We start from the raw sequence: 15,110 nt of genomic DNA, 5'->3' as shown, positions 1-15,110 counted from the left end.
TTTTTCATGGGCGAAAGAAAACTAGCCGAGACTGTTCCAGCGGGCGAGCACCGCGGGCAGATCGTTCAGGCTGCGAATCTCGGCATCCGGCAGGCGCTCCGCTTCCCAGACCTTGCCGGCGGGGTTGAACCAGATCGCTCGCAGACCGGCCTGCTGCGCCCCGGCGATGTCGTCCCCCGGGTGATCGCCGATATGCACGGCGGCTTCGGCGCTCACGCCACCGCGCTGCAACGCTTCATGGAACAGGCGCGCATCCGGCTTGGCGATGCCGATGTCTTCGGCGCACAGCGCAAACTTGAAGTAGTCCGCCAGTCCGAGACGACGGACATCGGCGTTGCCGTTGGTGACCACCCCGAGAGCGTAGTGTTTGGCGAGGGTTTCCAGGATCGGCTCGACCTCCGGGAACACCTCGATCTGATGCCGCGCATGCAGAAACACTTCAAAACTCTTGTCTGCCAGATCCGACGCTTCACCGTGGGCGTACCCGGCTTCTTCCAGCGCATGGAACAACACTCGCCGGCGCAGCGCGCTGATGCGGTGCTTCAAGCCCGGCTCGTTGGCCAATACCCGCTCGCGGATCGACCACAGATGCTCCACCGGTACCGCGCCCAGATTCGGCGCATGTTCGCTCAGCCATTCGCGCAAAACCGCTTCGGCGCTGACGATCACCGGGGCGGTGTCCCACAGGGTGTCGTCGAGGTCGAAGGTGATCAACTGGATGCTCATGAATCGTCGCCTTTCATGCGTTTGGCCCGTGGATGGGCGCTGTCGTAGACCGCCGCCAGGTGCTGGAAGTCCAGGTGGGTATAGATCTGGGTGGTCTTGATGTCCGAGTGGCCGAGCAGTTCCTGCACCGCGCGCAAGTCCTGGGAGGACTCGAGCAAATGGCTGGCGAAGGAGTGCCGCAGCATGTGCGGGTGCAGGTTCTGCCCCAGTTCGCGCTCGCCGGCCAGTTTGACCCGCACCTGTATCGCGCGCGGGCCAAGGCGTCGGCCCTGCTGGCTGACGAATACGGCGTCGTCCGCCGGATTGGTCAGCGCCCGCAGTGGTAGCCAGTGCTCCAGCGCTTCCCGGGCCTTTTTACCGACCGGCAACAGGCGCGTCTTGCTGCCCTTGCCGAGTACCTGAACCATGCCGTCGGCCAGATCGAGCTGATCGAGATTGAGCCCGGTCAGCTCCGACAGGCGCAGGCCGGAGGAATAGAACAGCTCCAGAATTGCCTGATCGCGCCGCGCGAGAAAATCGTCCTCGACCGCACCTTCGAGCAGTTGCAGGGCGCGGTCGGTGTCGAGGGTTTTCGGCAGCCGGCGCTCGCCTTTGGGCGGTGCCAGGCCGGTGGCCGGATCGTGGTCGCAGAGGCCTTCACGATTCAGATAATGGTAGAGCCCGCGCACGGCCGAGAGCAGGCGCGCCAGACTGCGCGACGACTGGCCCTGGGCATGCAGGCGGGCGATCAGGCTGCGCAGACGCTGGATGTCCAGCGCCTGCCAGCTGCCGATGTTCTGTTTGTTGCACCAGCCGAGGACTTTATCGAGGTCGCGGCGGTAGGCCGACAGCGTGTGCGGCGACACCTGCCGCTCACTGCGCAGGTGTTCGCAGTAAGCGTCCAGTTGCCGTTCCATGTTCAGCGTACCGAGCGCAGGGAGCTGTTGACCCGTGGCAGCACGCGACCCATGACTTCGGCGATGTAGCTGAGGAACAGCGTGCCGACCGAGCTCTTGTAGTGCTGCGGATCACGGCTGGCGATGGCCAGGATTCCGTGGATGCCCTGGTGGCTGACGGCGACCACGGCGGTGGAGCCGATCTGCTTGCGCTGCTCTTCGCCGAACAGGAAGTCCAGCTCGTGTTCACGCAGGCTACCGCTGACGCTCTTGCCTTCGGTGAGCAACCCGCCGATGGCAGTTTGCGCGTCGGCGTGGGTCACCCAGCGGCCGACCGGGGCCGGGTTATCGCCGAGCAGGATCAGGCTGACGAAGGGCACCTGGAAATCCTGGCGCAGGCTGTCTTCGACGCTGATCACCACATCTTCCAGGGTGGCAGCGTCCATCAGGGCGAGGATCAGGCGACGGGTCTTGTCGAACAGGCGATCGTTGTCCCGGGCGACGTCCATCAAGTGCGAGAGGCGGTGACGCATCTCGATGTTGCGGTCGCGCAGGATGGCCATCTGGCGCTCGACCAGCGAGACGGTATCGCCGCGCTGATGGGGGATGCGCAGGGACGGCAGCAGTTCTTCATGCTCGACGAAGAAGTCCGGATGAGCCTCCAGGTACGCGGCAACCGCTGCCGCCTCCAGGCTCTCGGACGCTGATTCACCGGACTGTCGGGCGGGTACCTGAGGCTTATCGGTCATGGCTTCTGCTCACTCAAAGACGCACTTGTCCTTCGTATACGCGCACTGCCGGGCCGGTCATCAACACCGGTTGGCCGGGGCCTGCCCACTCAATGGACAGGCGCCCGCCCGGCAGGTCGATCAACAGTGGCGAATCCATCCACCCCTGACTGATCGCCGCTACAGCAGCAGCGCAGGCACCGGTGCCGCAGGCCTGGGTTTCCCCGGCGCCGCGTTCCCAGACGCGCAGTTGTGCGCGGTGGCGGTCGATGACCTGGAGAAAACCGACGTTGACCCGCGCCGGAAAGCGCGGATGGTGTTCGATTTTCGGCCCCAGTTCATGCACCGGTGCAGTGTTGATATCGCTGACCCGCAGCACCGCATGGGGGTTGCCCATGGACACCGCGGCCAGATCGACCGGCGTACCGTCGACATCGACCTGATAACTCAAGGCCTGCTCCGGCGCCTGGAACGGAATGTCCGCCGGCACCAGGCGCGGGGCGCCCATGTTCACGCCGATCTGGCCGTCGTTACGCACGTCCAGTTCGATGATGCCGCCCTTGGTCTCGACGCGGATCTGCCGTTTGGCGGTCAGGCGTTTGTCGAGCACGAAGCGGGCGAAGCAGCGCGCACCATTGCCGCACTGCTCCACTTCGGAACCGTCGGAGTTGAAGATCCGGTAACGGAAGTCCACATCCGGATTGCTCGGCGCTTCGACGATCAGCAACTGGTCGAAACCGATGCCGGTGTGCCGGTCGCCCCACATTTTTGCGTGCTTGGGCTGAATATGCGCGTGCTGGCTGACCAGGTCGAGGACCATGAAGTCGTTGCCCAGGCCGTGCATCTTGGTAAAACGCAGCAGCATGGGTTTACTCCGGCAGCAGGCTTTCGCCGGCAAACAGCTCGGCCACGGTTTCGCGGCGACGCACTTCAAAGGCCTGATCACCATCCACCAGCACTTCGGCGGCACGGCCGCGAGTGTTGTAGTTGGAGCTCATCACGAAACCGTAGGCACCGGCCGAATGCACGGCCAGCAGATCGCCTTCTTCCAGCGCCAGCTCGCGTTCCTTGGCGAGGAAGTCGCCGGTTTCGCAGATCGGGCCGACGACGTCGTAGGTACGCGCAGCGGTCTCGCGTGGCTTGACCGGGGTCACGTCCATCCAGGCCTGGTACAGCGCCGGGCGGATCAGGTCGTTCATGGCCGCGTCGACGATGGCGAAGTCTTTGTGCTCGGTGTGCTTGAGGTACTCGACCTGAGTCAGCAGCACGCCGGCGTTGGCGACGATGAAGCGGCCCGGTTCGAACACCAGCGCCAGATCACGGCCAACCAGACGCTCGCGCACAGCCTTGATGTAATCGGCAGCCAATGGCGGCTCTTCGTCGCGATAACGCACACCCAGGCCGCCACCGAGATCGATGTGGCGCAGGTGGATGCCGCAATCGCCAAGGCGATCGACCAGATCCAGCAGGCGATCAAGGGCATCGAGGAACGGCGGCAGAGTGGTCAGTTGCGAACCGATGTGGCAGTCGACGCCGACCACTTCCAGGTTCGGCAGGTGCGCGGCACGCACGTACACGTCTTCGGCGTCGGCGATGGCGATGCCGAACTTGTTCTCTTTCAGACCGGTGGAAATGTACGGGTGGGTGCCGGCATCGACGTCCGGGTTCACGCGCAGCGAGATCGGCGCGCGAACGCCCAGCTCGGCGGCGACCACTTGCAGGCGCTCGAGCTCGTCGGTGGATTCGACGTTGAAGCAGTGCACGCCGACTTCCAGCGCACGGCGCATGTCGTCACGGGTCTTGCCGACGCCGGAGAACACGATCTTGTCCGGGCTGCCGCCGGCGGCCAGAACACGTTCCAGCTCGCCACGGGAGACGATGTCGAAACCGGCACCGATGCGGGCCAGGACATTCAGGACGCCGAGGTTGGAGTTGGCCTTGACCGCGAAGCACACCAGGTGCGGCATGCCGGCCAGCGCATCGGCGTAGGCCAGGTACTGGGCCTCGATGTGGGCGCGGGAGTAGACGTAGGTGGGAGTGCCGAAGCGATCGGCGATGGCGGACAGCGCCACACCTTCCGCGAACAGTTCCCCGCCACGGTAGTTAAAAGCGTCCATGGCGATCCCTTAGTAAACGTCGTGCTTGTGTGCCTTGGAGGCAGGCTGCTTTTGCGAAGACTGGGCTTGCTCGGCCGGGTCCTGATCTTCATCGGGCAGGTACAGCGGGCCTTTTTGACCACAAGCCGAAACAAGGCAGGCAACCGCGACGAGCGCAGCAAGGGAAGAGATCAGGCGCTTCATGGCGAAATCCTTGAAAATGCGTTAATTGCGCCGGAGTATACCGGCCACCCGGCAGCTTGCCTATGCGACGGAACTCCCGTCCGGCGGGGCTCGGGCTGCGGCGCGGAAACTTTTCCCGCGTGGCGGGTGGATATTTCGTCGCCGGGCAGGGCGCTTGGTCGTTATCCTTTGCAATCGGCTGACAGCGTCCGTATCTTGCGGCGCTTGAGCCTGATCAGACATTTTTTGAGGTTGCCGCAATGAGTTTGTCCGAAGCCCGTTTCCACGATCTGGTCGATGAAACCCAGGAAAAACTGGAAGACATCTTCGACGACAGCGACCTGGACATCGACATGGAGAACTCGGCCGGTGTGCTGACCGTCAAGTTCGAGAACGGCACCCAGCTGATCTTCAGTCGTCAGGAACCGTTGCGTCAGCTGTGGCTGGCCGCGGTGTCCGGTGGTTTCCACTTCGACTACGACGAAGAAAGCGAACGCTGGATGTGCGACAAGAGCGAAGAACAGCTGGGCGAAATGCTCGAGCGCATCGTCAAGCAGCAGGCTGGCACCGAATTCGATTTCGAAGGCCTGTGATTTCGTGACTGATACCGCGCCCGTCCGTCCGCCGAAGCCGCTCTACAGCAACGTGAGCCCGGCCGTGCCTTCGCCGTGCACCGGCGTGTGCCGGCTGGATGAGCAGAAGGTCTGCCTCGGTTGCATGCGCCATGTCGAAGACATTCGCGAGTGGCGTTCGGCCGATGACGAGCGCCGTCGGGTGATTTGTGCGCAAGCGGCTCAGCGCCGGCAGCTCACCGGAGCGTAGCTTGTATATTTTTTGAGCTGTGATAGTGTCCCGAAACGCCTCAACCCATCGAGGCCTGGTGAAAACCCCGTCTTTTTTGGCGGGGTTTTGCTTTTTTTGTGTGCAGAAGAAAGGAGTCTGCCCGGATCATGACCGCACCTTCCATCACCCTTACTCGTCTGGACGTGCAACGTCTGGAGCGCCTGATCGACAGCCTGGATGACACGCTGCCGGGTGTGATCGCGCTGCAAACCGAACTGGACCGCGCCGATACCCTGGTCGGTCACGATGAAGTGCCTGCCGATGTCGTGACGATGAATTCCCGTGTGCACTGCCGCGAAGAAAGCAGCGGCAAGGACTACCACCTGACCCTGGTCTATCCGAAGCACGCCAACGCCGACGAAGGCAAAATCTCGATCCTGGCCCCGGTCGGCAGTGCGCTGCTGGGCCTGAAGGTTGGTCAGCACATCGACTGGCCGGCTCCGGGTGGCAAGACCCTGAAACTGACTTTGCTCGAAGTCGAATCGCAGCCGGCCAACGGCGGTGATTTCCCGGAGTAACCCGCTTCAGACCTGCTCGAGCGCCTCGTTCAGAGAGCGTTCCAGGTCGGCCTTGTAGCGCAGATACAGATTGCTTGAACTCTGCCCGTCACCGATCACGCCCGACAGGTCCAGGTCGGTGATGTAGCAGCGGTAGCGCTCGGTTTCCCGGCGCTGCCCGACGATCTCCCGGGCGACCACGCTGAACAGCTGGTCGCCATGTTCCAGCTCGCTGAATTCCCGTTGATTGCAATACAGCGTGACCTGCACTTCGCCGGGTGCGGCTTTGCCGACGATCGCCTGCACGTCGTAGAACGGTTTGTTGACCGGTGTCTGCGGCGCCGGGTGCATTTCGACCCGTCGCGCGCGTCCCGGCCCTGATGGCAATAACTGGTAATACAAGATTTCAAGACTGGCGGCATGGCCCGAATCCATCGGCAGCAGCGCTTCGCGACGGAACTGGATTGACTGCAGGAACCGCTGCAATGGCACCAACAGGCTTTGCTCGTCGTGAAAGGGCAAGTGCTGTTGCCACAGCGCGTTGAACTCATCGAGCACGTACAGCTCGGCGGTTTGTTCGGTGATCCGGTAGAACACCTGAATGCATTCGGGCTGGCCCATCGGCAGGATCAACGCCAGGTCGTGGTCTTCCAGCGCCATCGGGTCCAGGTGCAGCGGGCTGTAGCGCGGCTGTTCCTCGCCCAGGTAATCGAGCAGCGCCGGCAGGGTGGCGAGGGCGACATGGCTGACCTGACCCGGCACCAGTTCCAGAACGTGGTAATGCTGCTGCACCTGGATCAGGTAGCGGTGATTCAGGTCGCTGAGCAACAGGGTCTGCGCGGTGTCGACAATTTCTTCCACCCGGCGCGCGATGAATTGCGCGCGGTTGTGACAGAAACAGCGCACTCGCAGCGAGGGCTGTTGCGCTCCGCGCGGCAGATTGTTGAGGTAATCGCGCAGGCAGTCCATCAGGGCATGCGGGCCGTCGAAGCGGTTGACCAGCACTTCGTTCCAGCTGTTAAGCGTGACCTGATCCAGGGTCAGCACCAGATTCTCGCGCACACCGGCATAGCTCAGGGAGTCCGTGCGCTCGGTGGTCATCAGGATGTTCAGGTCGCGGTGATGCTTGAGCGGATCGACCCCGACATTCACCAGCATCAAGACTTCGTTCGGTACGGCGGCGCGCAGCAGCGGTTCTTCGGCAACGGTCGGCAAGGGTAGGGGAATGCTCTGTTGCAGGCTGCCGAGCAGGTTGAACAGCTCGAACTCGCTCATGTCGCTGGTGCCGGGGTGCAGGGCCAGTCGGGTGCTGCTGTCGATCACGCCGTTGCGGTGGCACCAGGTCAACAATTCCAGCAACTCGCGGCTGCGCTTGATCGGTGCGAAGTGTTCCCACTCCAGCGCGGTCAGGCTGCCGTTGTAAAGGCCCCACTGGGTCTGGCCCGGTTCCTTTTTGTTCGGCGATTGCACCAGGGTCAGCGTGTCTTCGGCCAGGTCCGGGGCGATGCCGGGATTGATGAACTCGACCTTGTCCGCCTTGCGCTCGAACGCCGCATACAGGCGCCGTCCGAGAACGTTGAGGTCGCGCTTGTTGATCAGGCTGACGGTCTGCTCTGCGCGGGCGAACTGGGTCAGGAAGCGATAGCTGTAATTGAGTTCGTTGACCAGCGCCCGGCGTTCGGCGCTGACTTGGCGGACTTTCCACTGGCTGCGGCTGTCGAGCAGCGCCAGTTGCCGCTGATCCCAATGCCATTCGCTGGCCAGTCTTTCCAGCAGTGAGCGCTGCCAGCTCTGGGTTCGGCTGTTGCCGGTGAGCTTGCGGTTGACCTTGAGGTACAGCGCCCGTCGAACCAGCTCAAGGCGTTCCGGCTCATTGCGCGCAGTAAGGTATTCCTCGATCCGGCGGTAGACCACCATGTACGGATCCAGCTCGTCGAGATCCAGCCGGTTGGCGAACACCGCTTGCTTGAAGCGCAGGCTCAGGCACTGCACCTGGGGGTGCTCGCTGGCGTAGACCTCGGTCAGCAGCAGCTTGAGCACGGACTTGTAAGGCGATTCGATGCCCTTGAACAGTTGCCACAGTCCGGCGCCGACGAATTCGCCCGGCGGAATGTGCGCCATAGGCCCCAGGTCGAGGGTTTCATCGTTGCGGATGAAACGTTTGGAAATCAGGGTGTGGGTGTACGCGTCGTAGGCATGTTCTTCATAGACCGGCACCAGCCACCAGATCGGCGTGCGGCCGGCGAGCCAGATCGCGGTGCGATAGAACTCGTCCAGCAGCAGATAGTGCTGGGTGGTGCCGCAATCTTCGGAGCTGAGTTGAGTGTCGCGTTCGCCTTTGACGAAACGCACCGGGTCGATCAGGAAGAAGTGCGCCTCGGCCCCTTGGCTCGCGGCCCAGGTTTCGAGCAACTGGCACTTCTTGCGCAGTTCGGCCAGCTCACTGTCGCTCAGGTCGGGGGCGTGGCAGACCCACACGTCCATGTCGCTCTGGTCCGCCTGGGCCAGCGTGCCGAGGCTGCCCATCAGGAACAGGCCGTGAATCGGTCGTGGCGGGTTGCTGCCGTGACGCGGCTTGTAGGAGAACGAGCGGGTCAGGCGCTGCGCTTCGGCGAGCGTCTCGGCGTCCGGTTCGTAATTCGACAGCCCGGCCGGCGTGCTGCCCGAGACATAACCCGGCAACAGCGGATGATTAACGTGAAAAAACAGCGGCAGCAACGTCAGCACACTTTGCTGGCGCGTCGACAGGCCTTCCCGCGCCCGGTTCAGGCGGCCTTCATTGAGTTTCAGAAAGCGTGCACGTAGCTGGCTGAGTACCTTGCGGTCGATGCCTTCGTCGAGGTCGGGGCGGATTTCATGGGTGCGGGTCATGTCGGCTCAAACCGGCGCGCAGGGCTCGGAGGCAAGGGGTCTCGGGTGTCCGGGAGTTTAGCGCCTGAGCGGCAGGAGTTTTAAGCTGAATTTGTTTTTTGACGTCAGATTTCTATCGCGCGGCCATGGACGACGTCCATGGCTGGCCCGCGGAAATCCCGTGGCAGGGGTTTCCGTGGGCAAAGTCGGGAGGGTCAGGCGGTTTGCTGCTCTTTGAGAATCGTCAGTACGGTTTGCACGTTTTGTGCGGCATCGCGACCGAGGCTGGTCAGGTAACCGCCATCAGGCTGGTCTGTCAGTTCTTTTTCGAACAGGCGTTGTGCGGCGGCAATGTGCTTCGGGGCAGCGGTCTGATGAATTTTCAGACCTTCCTGGGAACTGTCCAGGTTGAAGAGTGCGAGGACTTCCAGTTCGGCAACCAACTCAGGGGTAAGCGACATAAGGACTCCAGACTTTCTAGGAATTGGACGACAGCGCCCCTAAGGTGAACCTGCCGGCGTGGCCTGTCCAGTGCGCGTGTCAGGGTTTTTGTCCCGGGGTGGATTCCAGTGTAGTCAGGGAGCGGCAGAAGGTCGCGCAGATGGGTGACAAATTGTGTGGGAGCAGGCGGGCTCCCACAGGGCGGGGCCGTTTACTGCTTTTCCGGTGGCAGCTCGGGCAGTGCGCGCAGCGCGGTTTCGTACCACTCGGTATCGAACGCGCGGTCTTCGTCGAGCATCGCGTCGATTTCACAGGCCAGCACGTGGGCCATCAGATTCAGGATTTCATCGCGTTCGTAACCGACCAGCGTCAGCTTGTTGAAGGTTGCCTTGGCCGCTGGCGGGTTGTCGCTTTCGATCTGGTTCTCGATCGCTTCGATCAGCGTCGATTCGGTGAACTCTTCTTCATCATTGTCGATGTCAGTCGGCTCGCTCATGGCAGGCTCCTCAAGGAAAGGCGCCAGTTTACCCGCATTCATCAGCGTGATGCTGCTGGCACGAATACCCGGGGCGATCTATAAACAGGCACTGCCCACCCCGCACGGCCTGGAGGCTATGTGATGTTCAAACTCTATGGATTCTCCGTCAGCAACTACTACAACATGGTCAAGCTGGCGCTGCTGGAAAAAGACCTGCCGTTCGAAGAGGTCACGTTCTACCCGACGCCAACGCCGGAGTCCCTGGCCATCAGCCCGCGCGGCAAGGTGCCGGTGCTGGGGGCCGAAGGTGGCTACATCAATGAAACGATGGTGATGCTCGAATACCTCGAAAGCACCCAGAAGGGTGCTCCACTGCTGCCGGCCGAGCCGTTTGCCCGTGCTCAGGTGCTGGCAGTGGCCAAGGAGATCGAGCTGTATATCGAACTGCCGGCCCGTGCCTGCTATGGCGAGGCGTTTTTTGGCATGGCACTCCCGGAGGCGATCAAGGAGAAAACCAAGGCTGAATTGCTGCTGGGTTTCGCGGCGCTGGCACGTCACGGCAAGTTCGCTCCGTATGTGGCGGGCGACAGCCTGACTATTGCGGATTTGTACTTCCTCTACAGCGTGCCGTTGGCAGTTGCGGTGGGGCACAAGCTGTTCGGTCTGGATTTGCTGGCGCAGATGCCGAAGGCCAAGGCACTGCTGGAGCGGCTTGAGCAGAATCCGCACGTGCAGAAGATTGCGGCGGACAAGGATGCGGCGATGCCGGCGTTTTTGGCGATGATCGCAGCGAAGAAGTAATTTTTTGGAGTTTTCGAGATAGCTTTCGCGAGCAAGCCCGCTCCCACACTTGATCTCGATTGGACACCTGTTCGGTGTTCGCAGCAGATCAGATGTGGGAGCGAGCTTGCTCGCGAAGCTTTGACTTTTAGCGGCTGGCGATCAGCGCCTGACCGCGAACCACGGCAGCCTTGACCTGCGCCGGCGCAGTGCCGCCGATGTGGTCACGGGCATTTACCGAACCTTCCAGGGTCAGCACGGCAAACACGTCCTGCTCGATCTGGTCGCTGAACTGGCGCAGTTCTTCCAGGCTCATTTCCGCCAGATCTTTGCCGGTGTCGACGCCGTACTTCACCGCGTGGCCGACGATCTCGTGGCAATCACGGAACGGCAGGCCACGGCGAACCAGGTAGTCGGCCAGGTCGGTGGCGGTGGAGAAACCGCGCAGCGCCGCTTCGCGCATGATCGCGTGTTTCGGTTTGATCGCCGGGATCATGTCGGCAAAGGCACGCAGCGAGTCGCGCAGGGTGTCGGCGGCGTCGAACAGCGGTTCCTTGTCTTCCTGGTTGTCCTTGTTGTAGGCCAGCGGCTGGCCTTTCATCAGGGTCAACAGGCTCATCAGGGCGCCGAATACCCGACCGGTCTTGCCACGTACCAGCTCCGGAACATCCGGGTTTTTCTTTTGCGGCATGATCGAGCTGCCGGTGCAGAACCGGTCCGGCAGATCGATGAACTGGAACTGTGCGCTGGTCCACAGCACCAGCTCTTCGGAGAAGCGCGACAGGTGCATCATCGCGATGCTCGCGGCCGAGCAGAATTCGATGGCGAAGTCACGGTCGGACACGTTGTCCAGCGAGTTGCCGCCGACGGCGTCGAAGCCCAGCAACTGCGCGGTGTATTCGCGGTCGATCGGGTAAGTGGTGCCGGCCAGCGCGGCGCTGCCCAGCGGCATGCGGTTGGTGCGCTTGCGGCAGTCGACCAGGCGCTCGTAGTCGCGGCTGAGCATTTCGAACCAGGCCAGCATGTGGTGCCCGAAGGTCACCGGCTGAGCGGTCTGCAGGTGGGTGAAGCCCGGCATGATGCTGGCGGCTTCACGCTCGGCCTGCTCCAGCAGGCCTTTTTGCAGGCGGGTGATTTCGCTCAGGATCAGGTCGATCTCGTCACGCAGCCACAGGCGGATGTCGGTGGCGACCTGGTCGTTGCGGCTGCGGCCGGTGTGCAGCTTCTTGCCGGTGACGCCGATGCGGTCGGTCAGGCGTGCCTCGATGTTCATGTGCACGTCTTCGAGGTCGACGCGCCAGTCGAACTGGCCGGCCTCGATTTCGCCCTGGATGGTCTTCAGGCCATCGATGATGCTGTCGCGCTCGGCATCCGTCAGCACACCGACCTTGGCCAGCATGGTGGCGTGGGCGATCGAGCCCATGATGTCGTGGCGATACAGGCGCTGGTCGAAAGTGACGGAGGCGGTGAAGCGGGCGACGAAGGCGTCGACGGGTTCACTGAAGCGGCCGCCCCAGGACTGATTGGTCTTGTCAGTGCTCATGAATTCGCTCGTATCGGCTTGAAGAAAGAAGGCGTGAAACGCTGGCGCGGATAATAACAGGGTTGCCAATCCTGTCGCTGACACTGGTCGATACGTTTTTTTCTCATTCGCTCCGCCATAGTTGTCGGCGTCCCCGGGGGATTTGCGCAAGGATATTTTTCGATTGAGCAATATCGGCCCGACGAGCGTCTACAGTAGGACATAGGGGTCGGGTGACCACGGATCGGGCAAAGATCCGGCCACCGACTATAAGAAGAGAGAGGGGTGGGTGTATTGGCCATTGGCATACCCTGCGTAAAACGCAGTCGGCGACGGGCGTCGGGCGGTACGTTGCAGGTGTCGGCAAATATTGCCGGCCGACGTACGGCACTTTTTGGCGCTCGCGCTAGTCTTAGCGTGGATCGCGGTGACGGACGTCACTCCACTTGTCTACGCTATCCTTGTGCGAGACTCACGCAGGAATCCAGCGCAATATGAATGTCCTGATCGTTGATGACGAACCACTGGCCCGCGAGCGACTCAGCCGAATGGTGAGCGAGCTCGAGGGCTACACAATCCTGGAGCCCAGCGCCACCAATGGCGAAGAGGCGTTGGCACTGATCGACAGCCACAAGCCGGATATCGTACTGCTCGATATCCGCATGCCGGGCCTCGATGGCCTGCAGGTGGCTGCCCGTCTGTGCGAACGCGAAACCCCGCCAGCCGTGGTGTTTTGCGCAGGTCCCGATGAATTTGCCGTGGAAGCCCTGCAGGCCAGCGCCGTGGGCTATGTGGTGAAACCCGTGCGAACCGAACATCTGCATGACGCCCTGAAACGGGCTGAACGTCCCAACCGGGCCCAACTCTCGGCCCTGACCCGTCCTGCCGCCGAAAGCGGTAACGGCCCGCGCAGCCACATCAGCGCCCGGACCCGCAAAGGCATCGAACTGATTCCGCTGGATCAGGTGGTGTACTTCATTGCCGACCACAAATACGTGACCTTGCGCCACGAAGCTGGCGAAGTCCTTCTGGATGAGCCGCTCAAGGCGCTGGAAGACGAATTCGGCGAGCGCTTCGTGCGGATTCACCGCAATGCGCTGGTCGCCCGCGACCGCATCGAGCGACTGCAACGCACACCGCTGGGCCACTTCCAGTTGTTCCTCAAGGGCCTCAACGGTGACGCGCTGATTGTCAGCCGTCGACATGTGGCGGGTGTGCGCAAAATGATGCAGGGGCTTTAGTCCGCAGGCTCCGGGCGGTTCTTTGTTCATTTCACCAGGCATTGCAGGCCAGGGAGGCCACGCCGTATCTGATTCAGGTCAAAGTGGATTTGGCTGAGCTGTTATTATCCGCCGTATCTATTCAGTACGGATTGATCCATGTCCTCTCGCGAAATCCGCATCGCCACCCGCAAAAGTGCTCTGGCCCTCTGGCAGGCCGAATACGTCAAAGCCCGTCTTGAAGCATCCCACCCGGGCCTGCTGGTGACGCTGGTGCCCATGGTCAGTCGCGGCGACAAGCTGCTCGATTCGCCCCTGTCGAAAATCGGTGGCAAGGGCCTGTTCGTCAAGGAACTGGAAACCGCGCTGCTGGAAAACGAAGCCGACATCGCCGTGCATTCGATGAAAGACGTGCCGATGGATTTCCCCGAAGGCCTCGGTCTGTTCTGCATCTGCGAGCGCGAAGATCCCCGTGACGCGTTTGTCTCCAACACTTATTCCAGCCTCGATGCATTGCCCGCCGGCAGCATCGTCGGCACTTCCAGCCTGCGGCGTCAGGCGCAGTTGCTGACGCGCCGTCCGGATCTCGAGATCCGTTTCCTGCGTGGCAACGTCAACACCCGTCTGGCCAAGCTCGACGCCGGCGAGTACGACGCGATCATCCTCGCGGCAGCGGGCCTGATCCGCCTCGGTTTCGAAGATCGCATCACCTCGGCCATCAGCGTCGATGACAGCCTGCCGGCCGGTGGCCAGGGCGCCGTCGGTATCGAATGCCGCAGCGCCGACACTGAAATCCACGCCTTGCTCGCACCCCTGCATCACGCCGACACCGCTGACCGTGTCACCGCCGAGCGTGCCCTCAACAAACATCTGAATGGCGGCTGCCAGGTGCCGATCGCCTGCTACGCCGTGCTCGAGGGCGATCAGTTGTGGCTGCGCGGTCTGGTGGGCGAGCCGAGTGGCGGCAAGCTGCTCAGCGCACAAGCCCGTGCGCCGCGTGCGGCAGCCGAGACCCTGGGTGTGCAGGTGGCCGAAGACCTGCTGAGCCAGGGCGCCGACGATATTCTCAAGGCAGTCTACGGCGAGGCAGGTCACGAGTGACCGCCTGGCGCCTGCTGCTGACGCGCCCGGCGGAAGACTGCTCGGCGCTCGCCGCCGTGCTGGCCGAACAAGGGTTTTTCAGCAGCTGTCTGCCGCTTTTGGAAATCGCGCCACTGCCGGTCTCTGACACAATGCGCCGCACAATCACGCAACTGCCGCGTTACAGCGCAGTGATCGTGGTCAGCAAGCCAGCGGCGCGGATCGCGGTGGATCTGCTCGACTCTTTGGGCCTGGCGACTCCTACGATGCCGTGGTTCAGTGTGGGTGCAGCGACCGCCGCTATCCTTCGGGATCGGGGGCTGGATGTGAGCTTCCCGGACGCGGGTGACGACAGCGAGGCCTTGCTGCAATTGCCGCGTCTGCTTGAGGCGGTGGTCGTGCCCGGTTCGCAGGTGTTGATTCTGCGTGGGGAGGGCGGACGCGAGCTGCTGGCCGAGCGCCTGCGCGCGCTTGGTGCTAGTGTCGAATACTTGGAGTTGTACCGTCGCGACCTGCCGGACTATCCGCCGCAGGAGCTGCCCCGCAGGATTGCAGCGGAACGCCTGAACGGGCTGGTGGTCAGCAGTGGACAGGGTTTTGAGCACCTGCGCCAACTGGCCGGCGACAGCTGGCCTGCACTTGCGCGGCTGCCGTTGTTTGTTCCAAGCCCAAGGGTTGCCGAGCAGGCCAGTGCCGCCGGGGCCCGAACAGTTGTGGATTGTCGCGGCGCCAGTGCCGCGGCCTTGCTGACGGCGTTACGGGAGCATCCCGTGCCCGTTCTCTAATGCAAA

The 15,110-nt window shown here is 62.5% G+C and carries 17 protein-coding genes; 7 read left to right on the top strand and 10 right to left on the bottom strand.

All coding sequences use genetic code 11. The annotated features are described in order from the left end of the window. Positions 1-21: 21 nt before the first annotated feature. Genes CAG25_RS01240 through CAG25_RS01215 form a run of 6 tightly spaced genes read right to left on the bottom strand, consistent with a single transcriptional unit; the run spans position 22 to position 4,629 of the window. Positions 22-726, bottom strand: a complete 705-nt coding sequence (locus CAG25_RS01240) for an HAD family hydrolase (RefSeq protein ID WP_085612060.1) — start codon at positions 724-726, stop codon at positions 22-24. After that, positions 723-1,622 (bottom strand): tyrosine recombinase XerC, encoded by a 900-nt coding sequence (xerC, locus tag CAG25_RS01235; RefSeq protein WP_085612059.1) that lies wholly within the window; start codon positions 1,620-1,622, stop codon positions 723-725. The genes CAG25_RS01240 and xerC overlap by 4 nt, the downstream gene beginning before the upstream one ends. Positions 1,623-1,624: 2 nt before the next feature. Continuing rightward, entirely contained in the window at positions 1,625-2,350 is a 726-nt protein-coding gene (locus CAG25_RS01230) for a DUF484 family protein (protein ID WP_007951894.1), read from the bottom strand. Positions 2,351-2,363: 13 nt separating this feature from the next. Beyond that, positions 2,364-3,194, bottom strand: coding sequence for a diaminopimelate epimerase (gene dapF, locus CAG25_RS01225; RefSeq protein ID WP_011336523.1), 831 nt, complete (start codon positions 3,192-3,194; stop codon positions 2,364-2,366). A gap of 4 nt (positions 3,195-3,198) precedes the next feature. Beyond that, on the bottom strand, positions 3,199-4,446 hold the full coding sequence (gene lysA, locus CAG25_RS01220; protein ID WP_007951889.1) for a diaminopimelate decarboxylase: 1,248 nt from the start codon (positions 4,444-4,446) through the stop codon (positions 3,199-3,201). Between the two features lie 9 nt (positions 4,447-4,455). Then, a complete protein-coding gene (locus tag CAG25_RS01215) occupies positions 4,456-4,629 on the bottom strand; it encodes a lipoprotein (protein ID WP_082934452.1) in 174 nt (57 codons plus the stop codon). A 239-nt stretch (positions 4,630-4,868) separates the two neighbouring features. Here CAG25_RS01215 and cyaY point away from each other — a divergent pair, with 239 nt between their 5' ends. From cyaY to rnk, 3 genes are all read left to right on the top strand, one after another. After that, positions 4,869-5,201 carry an iron donor protein CyaY gene (gene cyaY / locus CAG25_RS01205; RefSeq protein ID WP_007951887.1) on the top strand — a complete coding sequence of 111 codons (333 nt, stop codon included), beginning with the start codon at positions 4,869-4,871 and terminating at the stop codon, positions 5,199-5,201. A 4-nt stretch (positions 5,202-5,205) separates the two neighbouring features. Beyond that, positions 5,206-5,430 carry a DUF1289 domain-containing protein gene (locus CAG25_RS01200; protein ID WP_064600343.1) on the top strand — a complete coding sequence of 75 codons (225 nt, stop codon included), beginning with the start codon at positions 5,206-5,208 and terminating at the stop codon, positions 5,428-5,430. 128 nt (positions 5,431-5,558) lie between these two features. Continuing rightward, positions 5,559-5,969, top strand: coding sequence for a nucleoside diphosphate kinase regulator (rnk, locus tag CAG25_RS01195; protein ID WP_064379882.1), 411 nt, complete (start codon positions 5,559-5,561; stop codon positions 5,967-5,969). A gap of 6 nt (positions 5,970-5,975) precedes the next feature. On the opposite strand, the gene CAG25_RS01190 is transcribed toward rnk, so the two are convergent. The 3 genes from CAG25_RS01190 to CAG25_RS01180 all read right to left on the bottom strand — a co-directional run bounded on the left by CAG25_RS01190 (position 5,976) and on the right by CAG25_RS01180 (position 9,735). Next, positions 5,976-8,819 (bottom strand): class I adenylate cyclase, encoded by a 2,844-nt coding sequence (locus CAG25_RS01190; protein WP_085612057.1) that lies wholly within the window; start codon positions 8,817-8,819, stop codon positions 5,976-5,978. Between the two features lie 194 nt (positions 8,820-9,013). Further along, positions 9,014-9,259 carry a TIGR02647 family protein gene (locus CAG25_RS01185; RefSeq protein ID WP_007951883.1) on the bottom strand — a complete coding sequence of 82 codons (246 nt, stop codon included), beginning with the start codon at positions 9,257-9,259 and terminating at the stop codon, positions 9,014-9,016. 191 nt (positions 9,260-9,450) lie between these two features. After that, positions 9,451-9,735, bottom strand: coding sequence for a hypothetical protein (locus tag CAG25_RS01180; RefSeq protein WP_085612056.1), 285 nt, complete (start codon positions 9,733-9,735; stop codon positions 9,451-9,453). 123 nt (positions 9,736-9,858) lie between these two features. Between CAG25_RS01180 and CAG25_RS01175 the strand changes: the two genes are divergently transcribed. Next, the gene (locus CAG25_RS01175) at positions 9,859-10,518 is read left to right on the top strand and encodes a glutathione S-transferase family protein (RefSeq protein ID WP_064600340.1); all 660 of its coding nucleotides are present in this window, start codon (positions 9,859-9,861) and stop codon (positions 10,516-10,518) included. 127 nt (positions 10,519-10,645) lie between these two features. Here the strand turns inward: CAG25_RS01175 and argH are convergent, their stop codons facing one another. Further along, positions 10,646-12,040, bottom strand: a complete 1,395-nt coding sequence (gene argH, locus CAG25_RS01170) for an argininosuccinate lyase (RefSeq protein WP_085612055.1) — start codon at positions 12,038-12,040, stop codon at positions 10,646-10,648. Positions 12,041-12,513: 473 nt separating this feature from the next. Here argH and CAG25_RS01165 point away from each other — a divergent pair, with 473 nt between their 5' ends. The 3 genes from CAG25_RS01165 to CAG25_RS01155 all read left to right on the top strand — a co-directional run bounded on the left by CAG25_RS01165 (position 12,514) and on the right by CAG25_RS01155 (position 15,104). Beyond that, positions 12,514-13,260 carry a LytTR family DNA-binding domain-containing protein gene (locus CAG25_RS01165; protein WP_039765284.1) on the top strand — a complete coding sequence of 249 codons (747 nt, stop codon included), beginning with the start codon at positions 12,514-12,516 and terminating at the stop codon, positions 13,258-13,260. Between the two features lie 138 nt (positions 13,261-13,398). Beyond that, entirely contained in the window at positions 13,399-14,340 is a 942-nt protein-coding gene (hemC, locus tag CAG25_RS01160) for a hydroxymethylbilane synthase (protein WP_074690023.1), read from the top strand. Next, positions 14,337-15,104 carry a uroporphyrinogen-III synthase gene (locus CAG25_RS01155; RefSeq protein WP_085612054.1) on the top strand — a complete coding sequence of 256 codons (768 nt, stop codon included), beginning with the start codon at positions 14,337-14,339 and terminating at the stop codon, positions 15,102-15,104. Before hemC ends, CAG25_RS01155 begins: the two co-directional genes overlap by 4 nt. Positions 15,105-15,110 lie beyond the last annotated feature (6 nt).

The sequence above is a fragment of the Pseudomonas sp. B16(2017) genome (assembly GCF_002113205.1).
Classification (GTDB): Bacteria; Pseudomonadota; Gammaproteobacteria; order Pseudomonadales; family Pseudomonadaceae; genus Aquipseudomonas; species Aquipseudomonas pharyngis.
Note: the sequence above shows the minus strand (reverse complement) of the source record. Positions and strands in the feature narration are given on the sequence as shown.

What these genes read in the sequence shown, in the direction of transcription:
- CAG25_RS01240 (WP_085612060.1), bottom strand. Translation starts at nt 726, where the DNA reads ATGAGCATCCAGTTGATCACCTTCGACCTCGACGACACCCTGTGGGAC.
- xerC (WP_085612059.1), bottom strand. Translation starts at nt 1,622, where the DNA reads ATGGAACGGCAACTGGACGCTTACTGCGAACACCTGCGCAGTGAGCGG.
- CAG25_RS01230 (WP_007951894.1), bottom strand. Translation starts at nt 2,350, where the DNA reads ATGACCGATAAGCCTCAGGTACCCGCCCGACAGTCCGGTGAATCAGCG.
- dapF (WP_011336523.1), bottom strand. Translation starts at nt 3,194, where the DNA reads ATGCTGCTGCGTTTTACCAAGATGCACGGCCTGGGCAACGACTTCATG.
- lysA (WP_007951889.1), bottom strand. Translation starts at nt 4,446, where the DNA reads ATGGACGCTTTTAACTACCGTGGCGGGGAACTGTTCGCGGAAGGTGTG.
- CAG25_RS01215 (WP_082934452.1), bottom strand. Translation starts at nt 4,629, where the DNA reads ATGAAGCGCCTGATCTCTTCCCTTGCTGCGCTCGTCGCGGTTGCCTGC.
- cyaY (WP_007951887.1), top strand. Translation starts at nt 4,869, where the DNA reads ATGAGTTTGTCCGAAGCCCGTTTCCACGATCTGGTCGATGAAACCCAG.
- rnk (WP_064379882.1), top strand. Translation starts at nt 5,559, where the DNA reads ATGACCGCACCTTCCATCACCCTTACTCGTCTGGACGTGCAACGTCTG.
- CAG25_RS01190 (WP_085612057.1), bottom strand. Translation starts at nt 8,819, where the DNA reads ATGACCCGCACCCATGAAATCCGCCCCGACCTCGACGAAGGCATCGAC.
- CAG25_RS01185 (WP_007951883.1), bottom strand. Translation starts at nt 9,259, where the DNA reads ATGTCGCTTACCCCTGAGTTGGTTGCCGAACTGGAAGTCCTCGCACTC.
- CAG25_RS01180 (WP_085612056.1), bottom strand. Translation starts at nt 9,735, where the DNA reads ATGAGCGAGCCGACTGACATCGACAATGATGAAGAAGAGTTCACCGAA.
- CAG25_RS01175 (WP_064600340.1), top strand. Translation starts at nt 9,859, where the DNA reads ATGTTCAAACTCTATGGATTCTCCGTCAGCAACTACTACAACATGGTC.
- argH (WP_085612055.1), bottom strand. Translation starts at nt 12,040, where the DNA reads ATGAGCACTGACAAGACCAATCAGTCCTGGGGCGGCCGCTTCAGTGAA.
- CAG25_RS01165 (WP_039765284.1), top strand. Translation starts at nt 12,514, where the DNA reads ATGAATGTCCTGATCGTTGATGACGAACCACTGGCCCGCGAGCGACTC.
- hemC (WP_074690023.1), top strand. Translation starts at nt 13,399, where the DNA reads ATGTCCTCTCGCGAAATCCGCATCGCCACCCGCAAAAGTGCTCTGGCC.